We start from the raw sequence: 16,180 nt of genomic DNA on the forward strand, positions 1-16,180 counted from the left end.
CAAGTGTAAACAAATGCAAACAAAGGCTAATAAACAAATCTTAGTAAGACCACATTACGAAATAGTAAAAGTTGTAGATGGGGATGGATTAATTGTAAAAAATATTTTCACAAATAAAGAGGAAGAAATAAGGCTTTTAGGAATTGATGCTCCAGAACTTAAAATATGCAAAAAACTCAAAAAAGATGAAAGAGAATTACACCTACCAAGTCAATTTTTAATTGAGTTAGGATATAGATCATTTAATTTTTTAAAAAAGAAAGCAAAACCAAAAACGAATATTACAATAATTCAAGAAGTCAAAAACCAACAGGACAGATTTGGAAGAACATTAGCCTATATTATTTTACCTAACGGCAAAACACTTAACAAAATACTAATCCAAAAAGGCTATGCAAAGCCATACAACAAGGTTTATTGTTATGAGTTACCATTGTATCAAAAACTAAATCTAAAGGCTAAGAGAAAGAAAAAAGGTTTATATTTGACAACAGATATTTTTTAAAAATCACACTTTTATTTATCGTGCTATTTCCTTTATTATCAATAGTTTGTTGCCTTTATGTTGCCCTATCTACACAACTACTTGATACACAGTATCGCTTCACATTTTGTATCGGAAAGTAGATTTATTTTAACTTTACCTTTCATTAATCTATTTCAAATTCTACAAATTACTCAAAATAAGGTTTTTTCTATCCTAAAATTTTAGGTACTCTTAATAATAAATTTAATTACTCAATAGTAAATTAAGAGCTAATCGGATTGTTAATGGTAAGTGTATGGATACTTATAATATAAGTATCCATAATAGCTAATTAACATACAAATACGTGTTTTTTTAATTAAATACATATATATAATTTATTTTTAAAGTTAATTTATTACATAAACAATAAATTAAACATTGTATTCGTTATCAAGTTAATCAACCATAACCTTCAAACCCTTCAAAGAAATGAAACATTTTATTAAATTAATGACTTTAGCTATTTTAATTTCGCTGCATAGTTGTAACGAACAAGAAATAGAAAAAAACTCACTATTAAATGCTGCCTCTCCTGAGGTAGGTCTTTTACCGAGTGATTTTACTAGCAATAATACAGCACATGATTGTGCTACAGTATCACAATTTGGGTCAAATTCTTATTGGTCTAATACATTAGTAAATACTAGTGAAACAAATTTTTTAAAACAACAAAATAACAACGCATCAAATCTTTTTGGTTTAAGTAATGTTACGTTATATTTTGCTGCTGGTAGTGGTACATTTAATGCATTGTCATACGGACCTCCTAATAATTATATTATTTGGGGTGAAGAAATGCTAAGTGGTGCATTAAATTATGGAAGAGCTGCTGTAGCATATATTGCTGCTCATGAAGTTGCTCATCAAGTACAGTTTAGGCAAGGTTACCCTTCGGTAAACGGAGCCTCTAACACAGAGCTAGAAGCTGATGGTTTTGCTGGGTATTTCTTAAGAAAAAGTTATACTTCAACTTGGTCAAATGTTATTCCTGCTTATAATTTTGCTCAATCTATTGCGGGGCCAAGTGGATCTTCTCATGGATCTGCTACACAAAGGCGATCTGCTTTAAGATTAGGCTGGTTAATAGCCGATCAGAACACCTTATCTAACAGAGATATTGATCGCTACTTTTTTTACTACTACAACAGTTATGTATTACCTGGTAGTCTTAGAACTAGTGAAGTTAAAAAACTTAAAAACATGGATGAAAATCTACATAAGTTTATGTTAACTAAAATAGAAGAGTTAAGAGATATTCATTCAGGAAAAATATCTGAAGAAGAATATGCTAACTTAAGTAATAACTAAAATAATATTAAATAACGGTTGATTTTTTTTAGAGAGAAGGATTAAAATCCTTCTCTCTTTCTTATTTATTACATCGATTTATAGAACATGATCTTTATCATTTTTTATAACACTCTTTCTACTGAAATTTGTTCAGACAATCTAAAATAAAAGATTATGATAACAAACAAATTTCTTAGTTTCATATTAATTATAACAACAACACTAACATACTCACAGTTAAAAATAGATGCAGAAATTCGCCCACGTGTAGAATATAGACATGGTTATAAAACATTGTTTCCTAACAATGCTAATGCCGCTTTATTTACCTCACAAAGAACTCGTTTAAACTTCTCACAATCAATTGAGAAACTCAATTTTTATGTAAGTATTCAAGATGTAAGAGTTTGGGGAGACGTGCCTCAATTAAATAGCGCAGATAATAACGGATTAAGTTTGCATCAAGCTTGGGCAGAAATACTTTTAGATGCAAATTATTCTTTAAAACTAGGGCGTCAAGAAATTATTTATGATGATAGTAGAATATTTGGTAATGTAGGTTGGGCTCAACAAGCTCGCAGCCATGACTTGGCATTATTTAGGTACAAAAAAGGAAGTTTTAAAGCCGATTTAGGATTAGCTTTTAATCAATCAAAAGAAAACTTAACAGGAACAGATTTAACAACTCCGAATACCTATAAAGCAATGCAATATGCATGGTTACATAAAGATTGGAATAATTTTTCTGGTAGTTTTTTATTCTTAAACAACGGTTTACAATCTACTGACGGACTTAAATACAGCCAAACAATTGGTACGCATTTAAAAAAGAGAAAGAATAATTTAAGTATAGCTGCTAACTTATATTATCAATTTGGAAACGATGTTGCTAATAATGATTTAAGTGCTTATTTAGTAGGTTTAGAAGTAAATTACAAGGTAACTGATAAAACAACAATTGGTTTAGGTACAGAATTACAAAGTGGTAACGATTATAATAGTACTACAGGAAAAAACAATGCTTTTACTCCTTTTTATGGAACAAATCACAAATTTAATGGTTTTATGGATTATTTCTACGTAGGTAATCACGGTAATAATGTTGGTTTACTAGATATATATGCAAAAGCAAAATTTAAATTAAATACAAAATCTAGCTTAACAGTATTTGTGCATAATTTTTCTGCAGCAGCAGATATTAATACCTCTGTTTCTAAACAATTAGGTACAGAAATAGATGTAGTATACGCTTATAAGTTTACTAAAGAAGTCGGCTTTAAATCTGGATATTCACAAATGTTAGCCTCAGAAAGTATGGAAGTTTTAAAAGTAAATTCAGATAATAATACAAATAATTGGGCTTGGGTAATGGTTACTATTAACCCTACATTATTTACATCTAAAAAATAAAATTATGATAGTATCAAACGAAAAAACAGTAGCCGCATATGTTACCGAAAATATAAAAACAGCCCATATATTTAAAAAACATGGAATAGATTTTTGCTGTGGAGGTAATATTTCAATAGAAAAAATTTGTGCAAAGAAAAATGTAAATCAAGAAATTTTAGAAAAAGAACTTGCCCAGGTTGATGCTGTAAAAGATGTTATTGAAGATTATAATAAATGGGAGTTAGATTTTTTAATGATTTATATCGAAAATGTACACCATAATTATGTTAGAGAAAGTTTACCATTAATTTCTGAATATGCAAATAAAGTTGCCAAAGTTCATGGGCATCATTATACCGAAGTTGTAAAAATTAATCAACTTTTTCATGAGGTAGCCAACGAGTTACTATCACACATGCAAAAAGAAGAACAAGTCTTATTTCCTTATATTAAACAATTGGTTGATACAAAAAAGGCAGGAAATAAAGCCGTTACTGCTCCATTTGGAACTGTTAATAATCCTATACAAATGATGGAGCAAGAGCACGAAAATGCGGGAGACATTATTAAAGAAATAGCATTGTTAACTAATAATTATACGCCTCCTGCAGAAGCTTGTAATACTTTTAAAGCATTGTATGCTAAATTAAACGAATTTGAGCAAGATTTGCACCAACATATACATCTCGAAAACAATATTCTACATCCGAAAGCTATTGCCTTAGAAAAACAATTACTATAATTCATTTTTATTATTTACACTTAAACAAGGAGTATTCAATTGAATACTCCTTGTTTATATCAACAGAAAGTAAGCCCTCAAAAGATATAAATAACAATCGTTTTATCCTGTATTTTTACAAATATGATTTCTTCATTCAATTTCTTACAAAAACACAGTAACATAGCTTTAGGATATTTTGTTTTAATTGCTTTTCTCGGAGTTTTACTTCGGCTATTTTCGATAATAGATTTACCTATAAATTATCGTTTTACTGTACATTCACATTCACATGTTGCTTTTTTAGGCTGGGTTTATACTGGTTTAACTACGCTTATTTTTAAAATGTACCTAAGTAAAGCTGCTATTACATTTAAGTATAAACTACTATTTTGGTGCACACAAATTATCGTTATAGGCATGTTAATAACGTTTCCTTTTACAGGGTATGCTTTTTTTTCTATTTTATTTTCTAGCCTCTTTTTAATAACCTCTTATGTATTCACTTTTTTATTTTTTAAATATACTTCAACACTACAAAAAAAAACATATTCTTATAAATGTATTCGTATTGCGTTGTGGTACATGATTATTTCTAGTATAGGGCCTTAGGCATTAGGAATTATTATAAAAACTACAGGTAGTAGCTCTGATTTATACAGAAATGCAATCTACTTTTACCTTCATTTTCAATATAATGGATGGTTTATTTTGGCTCTTTTCGGTGTTTTCTTTTATGTTTTAGAACAACATAAAATTCTACTTCCGAAAAAAACATTTCAATTCTTCTTTTGGCTGTTAAATATCGGAGTGGTTTTAACCTTCGGAATTTCTTTATTATGGATGAAACCAAACATCTTAAGTTATCTATTTTCGAGTTTAGGCGCTTTAATACAATTAATTTCTTTTTATATTTTAGCAAAGAAATTATTCTCTTTTCAAGAAAATTTTAGAAATACATTCTCTACCCTATTTCTTCAATTATTAAAATTAGTTTCCTTACTTTTTTTATTTAAATTGATATTTCAGTTCATAGGATCAACTCCATATTTTGCAACTATAATCTCTTCAAATGTAGATTTAATAATTGGTTATTTACATTGGGTTTTTCTTGGGGTTGTAAGCGTTTCTCTTCTACTTTTTTTATATCAATTTAATTTGATTCGTTTATCTAAAAAAAGCATCTTATTTTACTTGATAGGTTTTATTTTAACTGAAATTATCATTTTTTATAAAGGGCTTGTTGTTTGGTGTAATCTTATTTTAATTGAGAATTATTTTATGTATTTGGTGATGGCTAGTTGCATATTTTTATTAGCAATATCTATGATTTTACGGAATCAGTTTAAAAAAAATAATTAAAGACTTAAACTTCTTTTTTTAGTACTTTTATATAAAAATAGAGATGCTATCTAACGCTTGTAAATACGCTATTCGTTCTGTACTTTATTTGTCGGTAATAATTGACGAAAACAAAAAAGTAGGAGTTAAAAAAATTGCAGAAGAATTAGAAGTTCCGCAACCTTTTTTAGCGAAACTATTACAGCAACTTACAAAAAACAAATTAGTTTCTTCTTCTAAAGGACCTACTGGAGGGTTTTATTTGAATAAAAAAAACTTAAAAAACACCGTTTGGGATATTATAAAATGTATTGACGGAACTACAAAGTTTGATAACTGTTTTATGGGTTTATCATCTTGTAGTGATTTAAATCCTTGCCCTATACATTTTACTGTTGCTCCTTTTAAAAAGAAACTCATGAACGATTTTAAAGATAAAAACATTCATGAGTTTGCTGAAAAAATTAAACTAAAAGGAAGCCATATTTCTTTAAAAGACTTTGAAGTTTAATTAAATGTTGAAAGTTTTGCTTTATACTTATTTTAACGCCTCTATTTCTAAACATAATGTGCTTATAGTATTTTTACTTAAGTTTAAATCAGCTAGAATTGAAGGCGTAATTTCTATAGCTTTATAATATTCTTCACGAAAAAGTTGGTTATAATAATCTAAACCATCTTTTAAATTACTAACAAAATTTTTAAAGTATTTAAGCTCTTTAGTGCTGTTTTTTAGTGCGTTTTTTTCTAATTTATTTTTTAAAAAATCAACATAAATATTTAGCTCTTTAACAAATAAATTTGGCCTATTGTTACTCGTATTATTTAATGATTTCCCATAAATAACTGCGGTAATTTCTTTTAAACTCATCATTTTAGAAAAGTAAGCAATATTTGGCCCCGGACACACAGAAACACCTTTTCCTTCTGTCTTTGTATCTAAGTCATATGCCAATAAAGCTGAAGTTCCTAAACCAACACAAGTACAGGTTTTTTCAGTTATTTTATGATACGCTATTTCATATTCATTTTTAGTAAGCTTTTCATTATCTAATGCTTTTATTTTTAAATGTTGAAACTGCCTTGATGCTGTACAAATTCCTTTTTCAGTAAATTCTTTATTTAAAGCTATAAATTTTTTAGGACAGGCACTTCCTGGTCTTCCTTTATCTATGTTTGATGACTTTTCTAGATCTTTTGTATTGCCTCTTAAGTTATTAAACGGAATACCTAAAGGAGAAATGTCACTTAAATAAATATCTTCTTCTTTGGCTTCAATTAATTTATTTAAAGTTTCTTTATCAACCGTTGTCGCCTCTGGAACCAGTAAAAAAGGAGTTCCCCAACCAATAGAATCAATTTTATAATGATCTAATAAAAATTGATGTTCATCAGCAGTACCAACGCCTCCTTGAGCCGAAATTTTAAATTGCAAATTTGTTTTCGGAATTGGATATCCTTTTTGTTTTAAAGCATTAAAAAGTAATTCTTGTATTGATTGTTGTAATTCTTCTCTTTTAATTTTAAATTCTTCTAATACAGGTCCTAGTAAATAACCATCAGTTGCAAAGGCATGCCCTCCACAATTTAAGCCAGATTCTATTCTGTATTCTGAAACCCAAATTCCTTTTTTGGCTAAAAATTTACCTTGGATTAAAGCAGAACGATAATCGCTTACTTTTAAAATGATTTTCTTTTTAATATGTCCTTTTTTATCAGGATAAAACCCTTTAAACTGTTCTAAATACGTATACAATCTTGGATTCATTCCTGCAGAAAATACTACAGACGAATTAACATCACTATTAGCAAAGCCTCTTAATGCAGCATGCGCATCATTATATTCAATAGGTAATTTCTCATCTTTGTGGTAACTTTCTTTATCAAGTTTGGTCATGATATTTACATCAATTTTACCCATTGATAAATTTTCTTTTAACCACGTTGCAATTGTTGTTAGATTGAAACTGTTTGCTGTTAATTTTTTAAACTCTTGTTTTAAAGAAGAGGTATCTGGAAGCGTTTCAAAGAACTCATAAATATCTTTTTTTGTTTTGGTGATATTCTTTTTAAATTCTTCAAATTTGTCTTCAGAAAGTGTTTTCATTAAATTCAAATACGAAGTAATTCTTTTTGCTCTAAAATCTTCCATTTTTTCAGTAATCTCATCATATGGAATTCTAAATTTTAAAGAATACATTTTTCTTATCTTTTCTAACAAAATATCATCTACTAATGATATAACAGAATCTATTCCGAACCTCGAAACTTTTAAAGGAGAATCTATTGTAAACCCTATTCCCATTACAGGAATATGAAATGAATGTGTTTTTAACATAATTTATTATTGTAATAATTAAACAAGCAAGTTATTAGTACTCAACTTTTTATTATATGATAAATATCATGCTTAAACCATTATTAATAATACGGTTATAAAATGAAATAAAAAACACAACCTTTCCTAAAAGAATATGTCTTTTTTATTCTACAAACTGGTTATCAAAAAAAATGGCTAGGTAATTAATGCTAAACAAAGCTAACAAGAATTGAAAATTAAATTTTAAAGTACCTCACACAATAATGCGTCAAGTAAAACTTTAAGTTAAGACAACTTATTACATATTTTATAAAACAGTGCCTTAACTAAGTTCATGTACTATTTATTTACTGTTTCAATAATTTTTGAAATTGTTTCCTTATTATCTACTCCCAACCCTTCTTGTTGATGTACTAATTCTCCTGCTGGATTAAAAACACTTATAATATTTGAATGCGAAAAATCTAACGGAGAAATTTCTTTATATTTTACCGCCAAAACATTAGCAAACTCCCTAACAGATGTTTTTGTTCCTTGTAAAAAGATCCAATGCTCATCATCCATAAGGTTTTCTTTTGCAAATGCTTTTAATCGTGTTGGCGTATCTGTTTCAGGGTCTATGCTTACCAATACATAGCTTAAATTGTTATTGTATTTTTTAGGAATCTGATTTTCTATATTTCGCATATCTGCAACCAACCTTGGGCAAGCTGCTTTACAGGTTGTGTAAATCATAACCATTACCAGCGTTTTTCCCCTTAAATCTTTTAATTCAATGGTATTTCCTTCTTCTGTATTCCATTTTGAATCTAAATTAAAAATAGATTCGTCTGATATTTTATCAGTGATTTCTTTTTTTGAAATGCTAGCCAATGGTTTTAAATCCATTTTACAAACAACGCAACTACCTTGAGTTATAAATGTTTTTTCTCCTTCGCATTTCATCGGACATTGATATGCCACGTTGCTTTTATTTATTGATGTAGTTACTTCTTTTTTACATGATACAAAAGCTATTAACAACATTAATACAACTACAATTCTTTTATATTTTTTCATTTTTTAACATCTTTTACGCACCTAAATCCTAAATTTTTCATGGTGTATTTTGCTTTTAAACTTCCTCTAATAGCATATCGCATAAACGCAGCATAATTCATTAAATCTGTTGCTCCAACAGCTGCACTTCCGCAGAATAAATTACTATCATTGTCAACATCCTTTCGAGATTCACCAGATACTAAAACCGAATTAAAATCAGCTGTCCACTCCCAAACTAAACCGTGTAAATCATACACTTTCCAATAATTTTTAAAAGTTGACCCGACATCATTATTAAAGCTTTTAGGCTTTTCGTACCAGCTTAAAATATAAGCATTGTAATTTTTTAACTTTCTAGCATCAGGTATTTTTTTATTCGCCATTGCTACATATTCCCATTCATCAATTGTTGGCAAACGTTTTCCTTGACATTCACAATATGCATTTGCTGCAAACCAACTAATGCTTGTTATTGGTGCTTTAGCTGATTGCTTATTACCAAATTCTGAATCTGATTTCCAATTTCTAAGATAACCACCATCTGCAAATAGTTTTTTTACTTTTGATCTTTTCCATTTTGGATTTTCTTTTACAAACTTTACATATTCTTGATTTGTAACTGGATAAACATCCATCAGAAAACCTGAAATAGTAACTTTCATGGAATCTCTTCCGTATAAAGGAATGTAAGTACTCCCTTTTATATTAACCATTTTAGATTGACAACTCATTTGAATTGTAAAAAAAGGAAACAAATAAATTATCAATCTTAAAACAGTTTTCATTAATTTAAAATTTAGTGAGTACTTTTTACTTCTTGTACATCAATTACTTTTACGTTTGTTTTATTATTATCCCAAGAGTTATAAATATACGTTAACACATCTGCAACTTCATCATCAGCTAATGTTTGCTTGGTCATAACACTATTGTATTTTTTACCATTTACCGTAATTTCACCTGTTTTTCCATGCAGTACAATACCTATAGCTCTTTTTACATCTGCATTTAAATAATCTGATTTTGCTAAAGGAGGAAATGCATTCGGAATTCCTTCTCCACTTGCTTGGTGACATGCAAAACATGTTTTAGTGTAAATTTGTTTACCTGAAGCTATTTTTTCTGCTAAAGATTTTTCAGAACTTCTTTTAGCAACTTCTTTTTTAGTAACATCTGGCATTTCTTGTAATGTACCCCCTTCTGGATTGTATATTCCTTCTTGTTTTACACCAGAATACAATTTTTTACTTTCTTCACCTTTTACTTTTAACATCCCTAAGGCTCCTTTATTAAAAGCTCTAAAAATTGCGTGATCTACTAGTATAAAAGTACCTGGAACATCTACTTTAAAATCTACAATTGCTGCTCCACCTGCCGGAATTGATGTTGTTTGCACATTAGTATTAATTAAATCTCCCCCTTCAACATGAACACTGTCAAAAATTTCACCAATTACGTGAAATGAAGACGTTAAATTTGGTCCTCCATTACCCACATACAAACGTACTGTTTCACCTACATTTGCCGTAATGGCATTATCACCTGTTAACGCACCAACTTTACCATTAAACACTACATAATCTGCATCTTCTTCTACCGCCTTTCTCATATCAAAAGCTTGTAAGCCTGGTGCTCCATTTTCTCCTTTGGTATAAAAATCTCCTTGCATAATATAGTATTCTTTATCAACTTTAGGTAAACCTCCTTCTGGTTCAACTAAAATTAAACCATACATTCCGTTAGCAATGTGCATTCCTACAGGAGCTGTTGCACAGTGATATACATACAAACCTGGGTTTAAGGTTTTAAAAGAGAATGTTTTTTCATGACCTGGTGCTACAAATGATGATGTTGCTCCACCTCCTGGACCGGTAACCGCATGTAAATCTATATTATGCGGCAATTTATTATCTGGATGATTTGATAAGGTAAATTCTACCTCATCACCAACTCTTGTTCTAATAAAACTCCCAGGTACAGAACCTCCAAAAGTCCAATACATGTACTTAACTCCATCAGTCATGGTTCCTTCTTTTTCAAGAATTTCCATATTGACCAATAATTTTTTCGCTCTTCTATTTCCTACAGGAGCAGGTACATGCGGTGGTGCTGTTAATTCAGCTTCTATAGTACCTTTAACAACTATTTCAGCAGCGTTTTTCATTGCTGAATCCTTACCTTCTTTCTTATCATTACTACAACTTGTAACTAATAATGTTACCGTGAAAAATAATGCGCTTAATTTTAAATATTTCATCATACTATTTTTGTTATAATTCTTTTAATTCTACAGTTTCGATATTTTTTTAATTTTCTACTCTCAAAACATTAAGTATAAAAACATAATTAATTGTTGTTATAATGTTCTAAAGAATTCTAAAATCTGTCTGGCTTCCTCTTTCGATAAATTTTGATTTGCCATTGGAGAACCTTTAAATTTGACTAATAATTCTTTAGCTATTGGATCTTTTTTAACCATTTCTTCAGGATTCATAATCATATTCATTACCCATTCTGGAGAACGTCTTTTTAAAACACCTGTAGGATTTGGTCCAATAAACTTTCTGTTTGTTCTATGGCAAGAAGAGCATTTGTTTTTGAACAAAAGTTTTCCTTTATCAGCCATCATTTTATCAATTTTTGTGGTTATTGTAATAGATTTAATAGGACCAATACCCTTGTTATTTAAATCTATCGTACCCGTTTGTTCAATTTTCTTTTCAATTGTTTTAACTGGTACAGTTTTAATAACTTCTTTTTTTTCTTTTGATGAATTATATGAAGGTGCTGTTTTCTCTTTTCCTCCACAACTAATAAATATAGACACTAATATAAATAAGAATCCCTTTTGTAGTTTTTTCATTTTTAAATGATTTTTATGTACCTCAGCTACTTTCCTTCTGTATATTATCTAGTAGCTTTTTTTATTTTATACAAAATTAAAGCAGTTAGTAATTTAAAAATATGATTAATATCATATTAAAAGACTTTTTTATCTTTTATTGAGATAAACTTACAGAAGTTTACAAAGTTGTTTATCTAAATATTTCCAACAATTATTATTAACGGTATCAAATACAGCTATCATTTTAATACCATAAGGTGTTAATTTTGTTCCTCCTCCACTAGCTCCGCCCACACTTTTTATAACCATGGGTTTACTTGCATTTTTATTAACAGAATCTATTAAATTCCAAGCCTTCCTGTAAGACATTCCGAGCTCTTTTGCTGACTTAGATAAAGATTTAGTACTGTTTAACGACTTTAATAATTTAACCCTACCATCACCTAAAAAAACATTGTCATCAACTTCAATCCAAATTTTGCTTTTAATTTTATATTCCATAAATAAATTCTTATTCATCAAAAATAAATACAACAAAATAGTATAACTATGATATAAGTCATCTTTCTGATTTTACTATTTATAATAGAAATAAATTAGTTATTTATTTCATATTAACATAACAACTAAATGCTTGTTTTATAAGAAAATTATACGATTTCGTTATACCCCACAAAACATAACGTACTGAAATAATGATATTTATCATGCAATTACTCTATCAAAATCCGCTAATTTGTAATACACTTAATCAATTATTATTTATGCCAATTAAAAGTTATTTAGCACATCCACATGAAGGAAAAAAAGAAGAGTTGCAAAAAGCACTCTCTTTTGTTAGTGGATGTGAAATAATACCTGCCGAAAACAAAAACGTATTAGTTCTTGTTACCGAAACAAAAGATGATACAGAAGATAAAAGTTTAAAAGAAACTATAGAAACCCTAGATAGTTTAAAGTTATTAGCCTTGGTTTCTGGATTTAATACACCAAAAAACAAATAAGATATGAGCGCCTCTTTAACAAGTAGACGAAGTTTTATTAAAAAAATGGCTGCAACTGCAGCAATGACAGCAGCAGCAACCATGTTTCCTGGAATTATTTTTGCGAGCGAGCAACTTGCAGGAATACCTACAGGTAATTTAGATTGGAAAAAAGGGCCTTGTCGTTTTTGCGGGGTAGGTTGTGGTATTTTAGTTGGTGTAGAAAACGGAAAAGCTATCGCTGTAAAAGGTGACCCTAATTCCACAGTAAATAAAGGACTTTTATGTGTTAAAGGTTACCACCAAACTATGTGTATTCAATCTAGCGACAGATTAACACATGCTTTAGTAAAAAAGAATGGTAAGTACGTAAAAACTCCTATTAGCGATGCTTTAGATATTGTAGCTGATAAAATGAAAACTACCATAGATAAACATGGTAAAGATTCAGTTGCAATGTATACCTCAGGGCAATCTACAATTCCCGAAGGTTATATCGCTTCTAAATTGATGAAAGGAGCTATTGGTACTAATAATTTAGATTGTAACGCTCGTTTATGTATGGCAAGTGCTGTAACCGGATTTTTAACCACTTTTGGTGCCGATGAACCTATGGGTTGTTATGACGATATAGACCATGCTGATTACTTTATTACTTGGGGAAATAACATGGCAGAAATGCACCCAGTATTATTTTCAAGAATGTTATCTCAAAAAAATAGTAGAGGTGCTAAAATTATCGATTTTGCTACACGAACAACCCGTTCTAGCATGGCTTCTGATAAATCAATTTTATTTGAACCTCAAACAGATTTAGCGGTAGCTAACGCTATTTGTTATGAAATAATACATAATGGATGGGTAAATAAATCGTTTGTAGAAAAACATTGTAGTTTTAATAAAGGAACTACAAATATAGGCTATGGTTTAGAAGACAATTTTAAATTTAAAGACAAGCCTGAAAAAATAAACTTTGAAGAATACAAAGCCTTTTTAGAAGATTACACACCTGAAAAAGTAGCAAAATACTCTAAAGTATCAGTTAAAGACATTAAATATTTAGCTGCTATTTATGGAAATCCAAACAGTAAAGTAGTTTCTTATTGGTGTATGGGAATGAACCAACACACCAGAGGAACTTGGATGAACAACTTAGTATATAACATCCATTTACTAACGGGTAAAATTTCACAACCTGGTAACGGACCTTTCTCGTTAACAGGACAACCATCAGCATGTGGTACTGCTCGTGAAGTGGGAACTTTTACACATAAGTTACCGCACGGAGTTGTTATGAATAAAAAAGACAGAGAAATGGCTGCCAGAATTTGGAAAGTTCCTGTTGAAAAAATTCCATCTAAACCAACCTATCACGCAACAGAAATGTTTAGAGCTGTAGATAGAGGAGAAATTAAATTTATTTGGACACAAGCTACGAATCCATTAGTATCCCTTCCAAAAACAAGTCGTTATCGCCCTGCGATGGAAAAAGAATCTTGTTTTGTAGTGGTTTCTGATGTATTCCCTACTCCTACTTCGGATGTTGCTGATGTTATTTTACCTGCAAGTTGGCATATCGAAAAATCTGGATTGTATGGTAATTCTGAAAGAAGAACTCAACATTGGGATAAAATGGTAGAAGCTCCAGGAGATGCAACTCCAGATGCTTGGATGTTTATTGAAGTAGCTAAACGAATGGGGTATGGAGATTTATTTCCGTACAGTAAAGAAAATCACGTAGAAGAAATATACAACGAATACCGTCAGTTCCATGAAGGCGCAAAACACGGAATGGCACCTTTAGAGGTTTTAAAGAAAGAATCAGGAGCAATTTGGCCTTATGTTGAAGGAAAATCTACCCAATGGAGGTTCAATTCAAAATACGATCCTGCTTGTACTAACGGAGAAGATTTTCATTTTTATGGAAAACCTGATGGTAAAGCAGTTATTTGGCAACGTCCTTACGAACCTGCTCCTGAAATGCCAGACGAAGCTTATCCGTTTTGGTTAAACACAGGTCGTGTTATTGAGCATTGGCATACCGGTTCTATGACCCGAAGAATACCCGTTTTACATAAAGCTGTACCAAATGCTTATGTTGAATTACACCCAGAAGATGCTAAAAAAATGCAAATTAGAAATGGGGAAAACATAAAAGTAACCTCAAGAAGAGGCTCTTGTATTTTGCCTGCATCTATCAACGAAAGAGGATTACCAACAAGAGGGCAAGTTTTTGTACCTTTTTTTGATGAAAACATGATGATTAATGATGTTACTTTAGATGCTTTTTGTCCGATTTCTAAAGAACCAGACTACAAAAAATGTGCTGTTAAAATAGAAAAAGCATAAGTTATGAGAAAACGATTAGGTATCATATCGCTATTTGTATTGCTTTTTATTGCTTTTATAACTATTTGGAATTATAGTTATTACCAAGGGCAAGAAGAAGCTTATATCCCAGTAAAAGAAAACGAAACAGCACCTATAATTCCTACCGAAGCTGGTGTTTTTAAACGAGCCGAACATGCTTTAGATTATACCAATATGCCTGTTGATTTTGAGCATCAAAGGAGTTTAGATAATTATTATGATAATAGAGCCTATCATGGTGCGCCTCCAAGTATTCCGCATGCAATAGAAGAACGCCAGAATATAGGTGATAATACTTGTTTAAAATGTCATGAAAACGGTGGTTTTGTAGCTAAGTTTAACGCTTATACACCTGTAACTCCACATCCAGAATTGGTAAATTGTAAACAATGTCATGTACCTCAAAAATCAAAATCGCTATTTAAATCTGGTAATTTTGCAAAGGTACACGCTCCTAAAGTTGGTAACAATAATGCTTTAGTTACAAGTCCGCCCGTAATACCACATCAAACACAATTACGCGAAAACTGTTTGGCGTGTCATGCAGGACCAAGTGCTCCTAAAGAAATTCGTGTTTCACATCCAGAGCGAGTTAATTGTAGGCAATGTCACGTACCAAATACCAAAGAACTTACAGCCGTTAAAGATTTTATAAGAAAACAATGATAAACACAAATTACATAAAACATTTTTGGATTTTAAGTATCACTTTTTTGTTGATAACCGCCTCTTGTAAGCATAAAGAAAATGAGTATCATAGTGTTACCGATAAAATTGAAGCAAAAAGTAAACATTATAACGGTACTTCTATTTCATCAGAAAAATATATTGGAAATTTAAAATTAGTAGAAGTAACCGAAAATGGTATTACTTTTTCTATTCCCAAACGAAAAGGCGAAATAAAATCATACGCTTGTACCGAATGTCATAGCAAACCTTTACAGCAAATGCAACGTAAAGGATTAAAAAAAGCACACTGGAATATCAAATTAAATCATGCTGATGCCAATACAATGAGTTGTACTACTTGCCATGATGGAAGCAGTATGAATAATCTTAAAAGTATAACAGGGCATAAAATCGACTTTAATAATAGTTATAAATTATGTAGTCAATGTCATCAAAAACAATATAAAGATTGGAAAGGTGGTGCACACGGAAAAAAAATAGCAAGTTGGGCGCCTCCAAGAGCATCGATGACTTGTGTAAACTGTCACAATCCGCATTCGCCAGGTTTTGATACCAAATGGCCAGCGCGATTTAATACTAAAAAAGAAAAACAACGACAATAAACCTAACATTTGTTTAACATCATTTTTTGATGCTAACAATTTTATAGAAAGTATAA

Annotated in this window: 16 protein-coding genes; 10 read left to right on the forward strand and 6 right to left on the reverse strand. The window is 30.2% G+C overall.

The annotated features are described in order from the left end of the window. Window positions 1–13 precede the first annotated feature (13 nt). The 6 genes from N2251_RS05345 to N2251_RS05370 all read left to right on the forward strand — a co-directional run bounded on the left by N2251_RS05345 (window position 14) and on the right by N2251_RS05370 (window position 5,784). Window positions 14–505 carry a thermonuclease family protein gene (locus N2251_RS05345; protein ID WP_260585686.1) on the forward strand — a complete coding sequence of 164 codons (492 nt, stop codon included), beginning with the start codon at window positions 14–16 and terminating at the stop codon, window positions 503–505. Between the two features lie 453 nt (window positions 506–958). Then, window positions 959–1,837, forward strand: coding sequence for a hypothetical protein (locus tag N2251_RS05350; RefSeq protein WP_260585687.1), 879 nt, complete (start codon window positions 959–961; stop codon window positions 1,835–1,837). A gap of 156 nt (window positions 1,838–1,993) precedes the next feature. Then, window positions 1,994–3,229, forward strand: a complete 1,236-nt coding sequence (locus tag N2251_RS05355; RefSeq protein ID WP_260585688.1) for an alginate export family protein — start codon at window positions 1,994–1,996, stop codon at window positions 3,227–3,229. 4 nt (window positions 3,230–3,233) lie between these two features. Continuing rightward, window positions 3,234–3,953 (forward strand): iron-sulfur cluster repair di-iron protein, encoded by a 720-nt coding sequence (gene ric, locus N2251_RS05360; RefSeq protein WP_260585689.1) that lies wholly within the window; start codon window positions 3,234–3,236, stop codon window positions 3,951–3,953. A gap of 690 nt (window positions 3,954–4,643) precedes the next feature. Then, window positions 4,644–5,294 (forward strand): hypothetical protein, encoded by a 651-nt coding sequence (locus tag N2251_RS05365; protein ID WP_260585690.1) that lies wholly within the window; start codon window positions 4,644–4,646, stop codon window positions 5,292–5,294. A 43-nt stretch (window positions 5,295–5,337) separates the two neighbouring features. After that, window positions 5,338–5,784 (forward strand): RrF2 family transcriptional regulator, encoded by a 447-nt coding sequence (locus N2251_RS05370; protein ID WP_260585691.1) that lies wholly within the window; start codon window positions 5,338–5,340, stop codon window positions 5,782–5,784. A gap of 27 nt (window positions 5,785–5,811) precedes the next feature. Here N2251_RS05370 and N2251_RS05375 read toward each other — a convergent pair whose 3' ends face one another. The 6 genes from N2251_RS05375 to N2251_RS05400 form a co-directional block, all read right to left on the reverse strand. Beyond that, window positions 5,812–7,611, reverse strand: a complete 1,800-nt coding sequence (locus tag N2251_RS05375) for a hypothetical protein (protein ID WP_260585692.1) — start codon at window positions 7,609–7,611, stop codon at window positions 5,812–5,814. A gap of 321 nt (window positions 7,612–7,932) precedes the next feature. Further along, window positions 7,933–8,652: an SCO family protein gene (locus N2251_RS05380; protein ID WP_260585693.1), complete on the reverse strand. Its 720-nt coding sequence runs from the start codon at window positions 8,650–8,652 to the stop codon at window positions 7,933–7,935. After that, entirely contained in the window at window positions 8,649–9,419 is a 771-nt protein-coding gene (locus N2251_RS05385; RefSeq protein ID WP_260585694.1) for a formylglycine-generating enzyme family protein, read from the reverse strand. The genes N2251_RS05380 and N2251_RS05385 overlap by 4 nt, the downstream gene beginning before the upstream one ends. A gap of 11 nt (window positions 9,420–9,430) precedes the next feature. Next, window positions 9,431–10,891, reverse strand: a complete 1,461-nt coding sequence (gene nirK, locus N2251_RS05390) for a copper-containing nitrite reductase (protein WP_260585841.1) — start codon at window positions 10,889–10,891, stop codon at window positions 9,431–9,433. Between the two features lie 99 nt (window positions 10,892–10,990). Next, on the reverse strand, window positions 10,991–11,497 hold the full coding sequence (locus N2251_RS05395) for a c-type cytochrome (RefSeq protein ID WP_260585695.1): 507 nt from the start codon (window positions 11,495–11,497) through the stop codon (window positions 10,991–10,993). Between the two features lie 150 nt (window positions 11,498–11,647). Next, window positions 11,648–11,998, reverse strand: coding sequence for a winged helix-turn-helix domain-containing protein (locus N2251_RS05400; protein WP_260585696.1), 351 nt, complete (start codon window positions 11,996–11,998; stop codon window positions 11,648–11,650). 188 nt (window positions 11,999–12,186) lie between these two features. Between N2251_RS05400 and N2251_RS05405 the strand changes: the two genes are divergently transcribed. Genes N2251_RS05405 through N2251_RS05420 form a run of 4 tightly spaced genes read left to right on the forward strand, consistent with a single transcriptional unit; the run spans window position 12,187 to window position 16,124 of the window. Beyond that, window positions 12,187–12,483, forward strand: a complete 297-nt coding sequence (locus N2251_RS05405) for a hypothetical protein (protein ID WP_260585697.1) — start codon at window positions 12,187–12,189, stop codon at window positions 12,481–12,483. A gap of 3 nt (window positions 12,484–12,486) precedes the next feature. Beyond that, a complete protein-coding gene (locus tag N2251_RS05410) occupies window positions 12,487–14,811 on the forward strand; it encodes a molybdopterin-dependent oxidoreductase (RefSeq protein WP_260585698.1) in 2,325 nt (774 codons plus the stop codon). A gap of 3 nt (window positions 14,812–14,814) precedes the next feature. Beyond that, the gene (locus N2251_RS05415; RefSeq protein WP_260585699.1) at window positions 14,815–15,498 is read left to right on the forward strand and encodes a nitrate reductase cytochrome c-type subunit; all 684 of its coding nucleotides are present in this window, start codon (window positions 14,815–14,817) and stop codon (window positions 15,496–15,498) included. Next, a complete protein-coding gene (locus N2251_RS05420) occupies window positions 15,495–16,124 on the forward strand; it encodes a cytochrome c3 family protein (RefSeq protein WP_260585700.1) in 630 nt (209 codons plus the stop codon). The genes N2251_RS05415 and N2251_RS05420 overlap by 4 nt, the downstream gene beginning before the upstream one ends. Window positions 16,125–16,180: the final 56 nt, after the last annotated feature.

It is taken from the genome of Tenacibaculum haliotis (assembly GCF_025215075.1).
In the GTDB taxonomy this organism is placed as follows: domain Bacteria; phylum Bacteroidota; class Bacteroidia; order Flavobacteriales; family Flavobacteriaceae; genus Polaribacter; species Polaribacter haliotis_B.

Excerpts from the sequence above, each read along its gene's own strand:
- N2251_RS05345 (WP_260585686.1), top strand. The coding sequence starts at position 14 with ATGCAAACAAAGGCTAATAAACAAATCTTAGTAAGACCACATTACGAA.
- N2251_RS05350 (WP_260585687.1), top strand. The coding sequence starts at position 959 with ATGAAACATTTTATTAAATTAATGACTTTAGCTATTTTAATTTCGCTG.
- N2251_RS05355 (WP_260585688.1), top strand. The coding sequence starts at position 1,994 with ATGATAACAAACAAATTTCTTAGTTTCATATTAATTATAACAACAACA.
- ric (WP_260585689.1), top strand. The coding sequence starts at position 3,234 with ATGATAGTATCAAACGAAAAAACAGTAGCCGCATATGTTACCGAAAAT.
- N2251_RS05370 (WP_260585691.1), top strand. The coding sequence starts at position 5,338 with ATGCTATCTAACGCTTGTAAATACGCTATTCGTTCTGTACTTTATTTG.
- N2251_RS05375 (WP_260585692.1), bottom strand. The coding sequence starts at position 7,611 with ATGTTAAAAACACATTCATTTCATATTCCTGTAATGGGAATAGGGTTT.
- N2251_RS05380 (WP_260585693.1), bottom strand. The coding sequence starts at position 8,652 with ATGAAAAAATATAAAAGAATTGTAGTTGTATTAATGTTGTTAATAGCT.
- N2251_RS05385 (WP_260585694.1), bottom strand. The coding sequence starts at position 9,419 with ATGAAAACTGTTTTAAGATTGATAATTTATTTGTTTCCTTTTTTTACA.
- nirK (WP_260585841.1), bottom strand. The coding sequence starts at position 10,891 with ATGAAATATTTAAAATTAAGCGCATTATTTTTCACGGTAACATTATTA.
- N2251_RS05395 (WP_260585695.1), bottom strand. The coding sequence starts at position 11,497 with ATGAAAAAACTACAAAAGGGATTCTTATTTATATTAGTGTCTATATTT.
- N2251_RS05400 (WP_260585696.1), bottom strand. The coding sequence starts at position 11,998 with ATGAATAAGAATTTATTTATGGAATATAAAATTAAAAGCAAAATTTGG.
- N2251_RS05405 (WP_260585697.1), top strand. The coding sequence starts at position 12,187 with ATGCAATTACTCTATCAAAATCCGCTAATTTGTAATACACTTAATCAA.
- N2251_RS05410 (WP_260585698.1), top strand. The coding sequence starts at position 12,487 with ATGAGCGCCTCTTTAACAAGTAGACGAAGTTTTATTAAAAAAATGGCT.
- N2251_RS05415 (WP_260585699.1), top strand. The coding sequence starts at position 14,815 with ATGAGAAAACGATTAGGTATCATATCGCTATTTGTATTGCTTTTTATT.
- N2251_RS05420 (WP_260585700.1), top strand. The coding sequence starts at position 15,495 with ATGATAAACACAAATTACATAAAACATTTTTGGATTTTAAGTATCACT.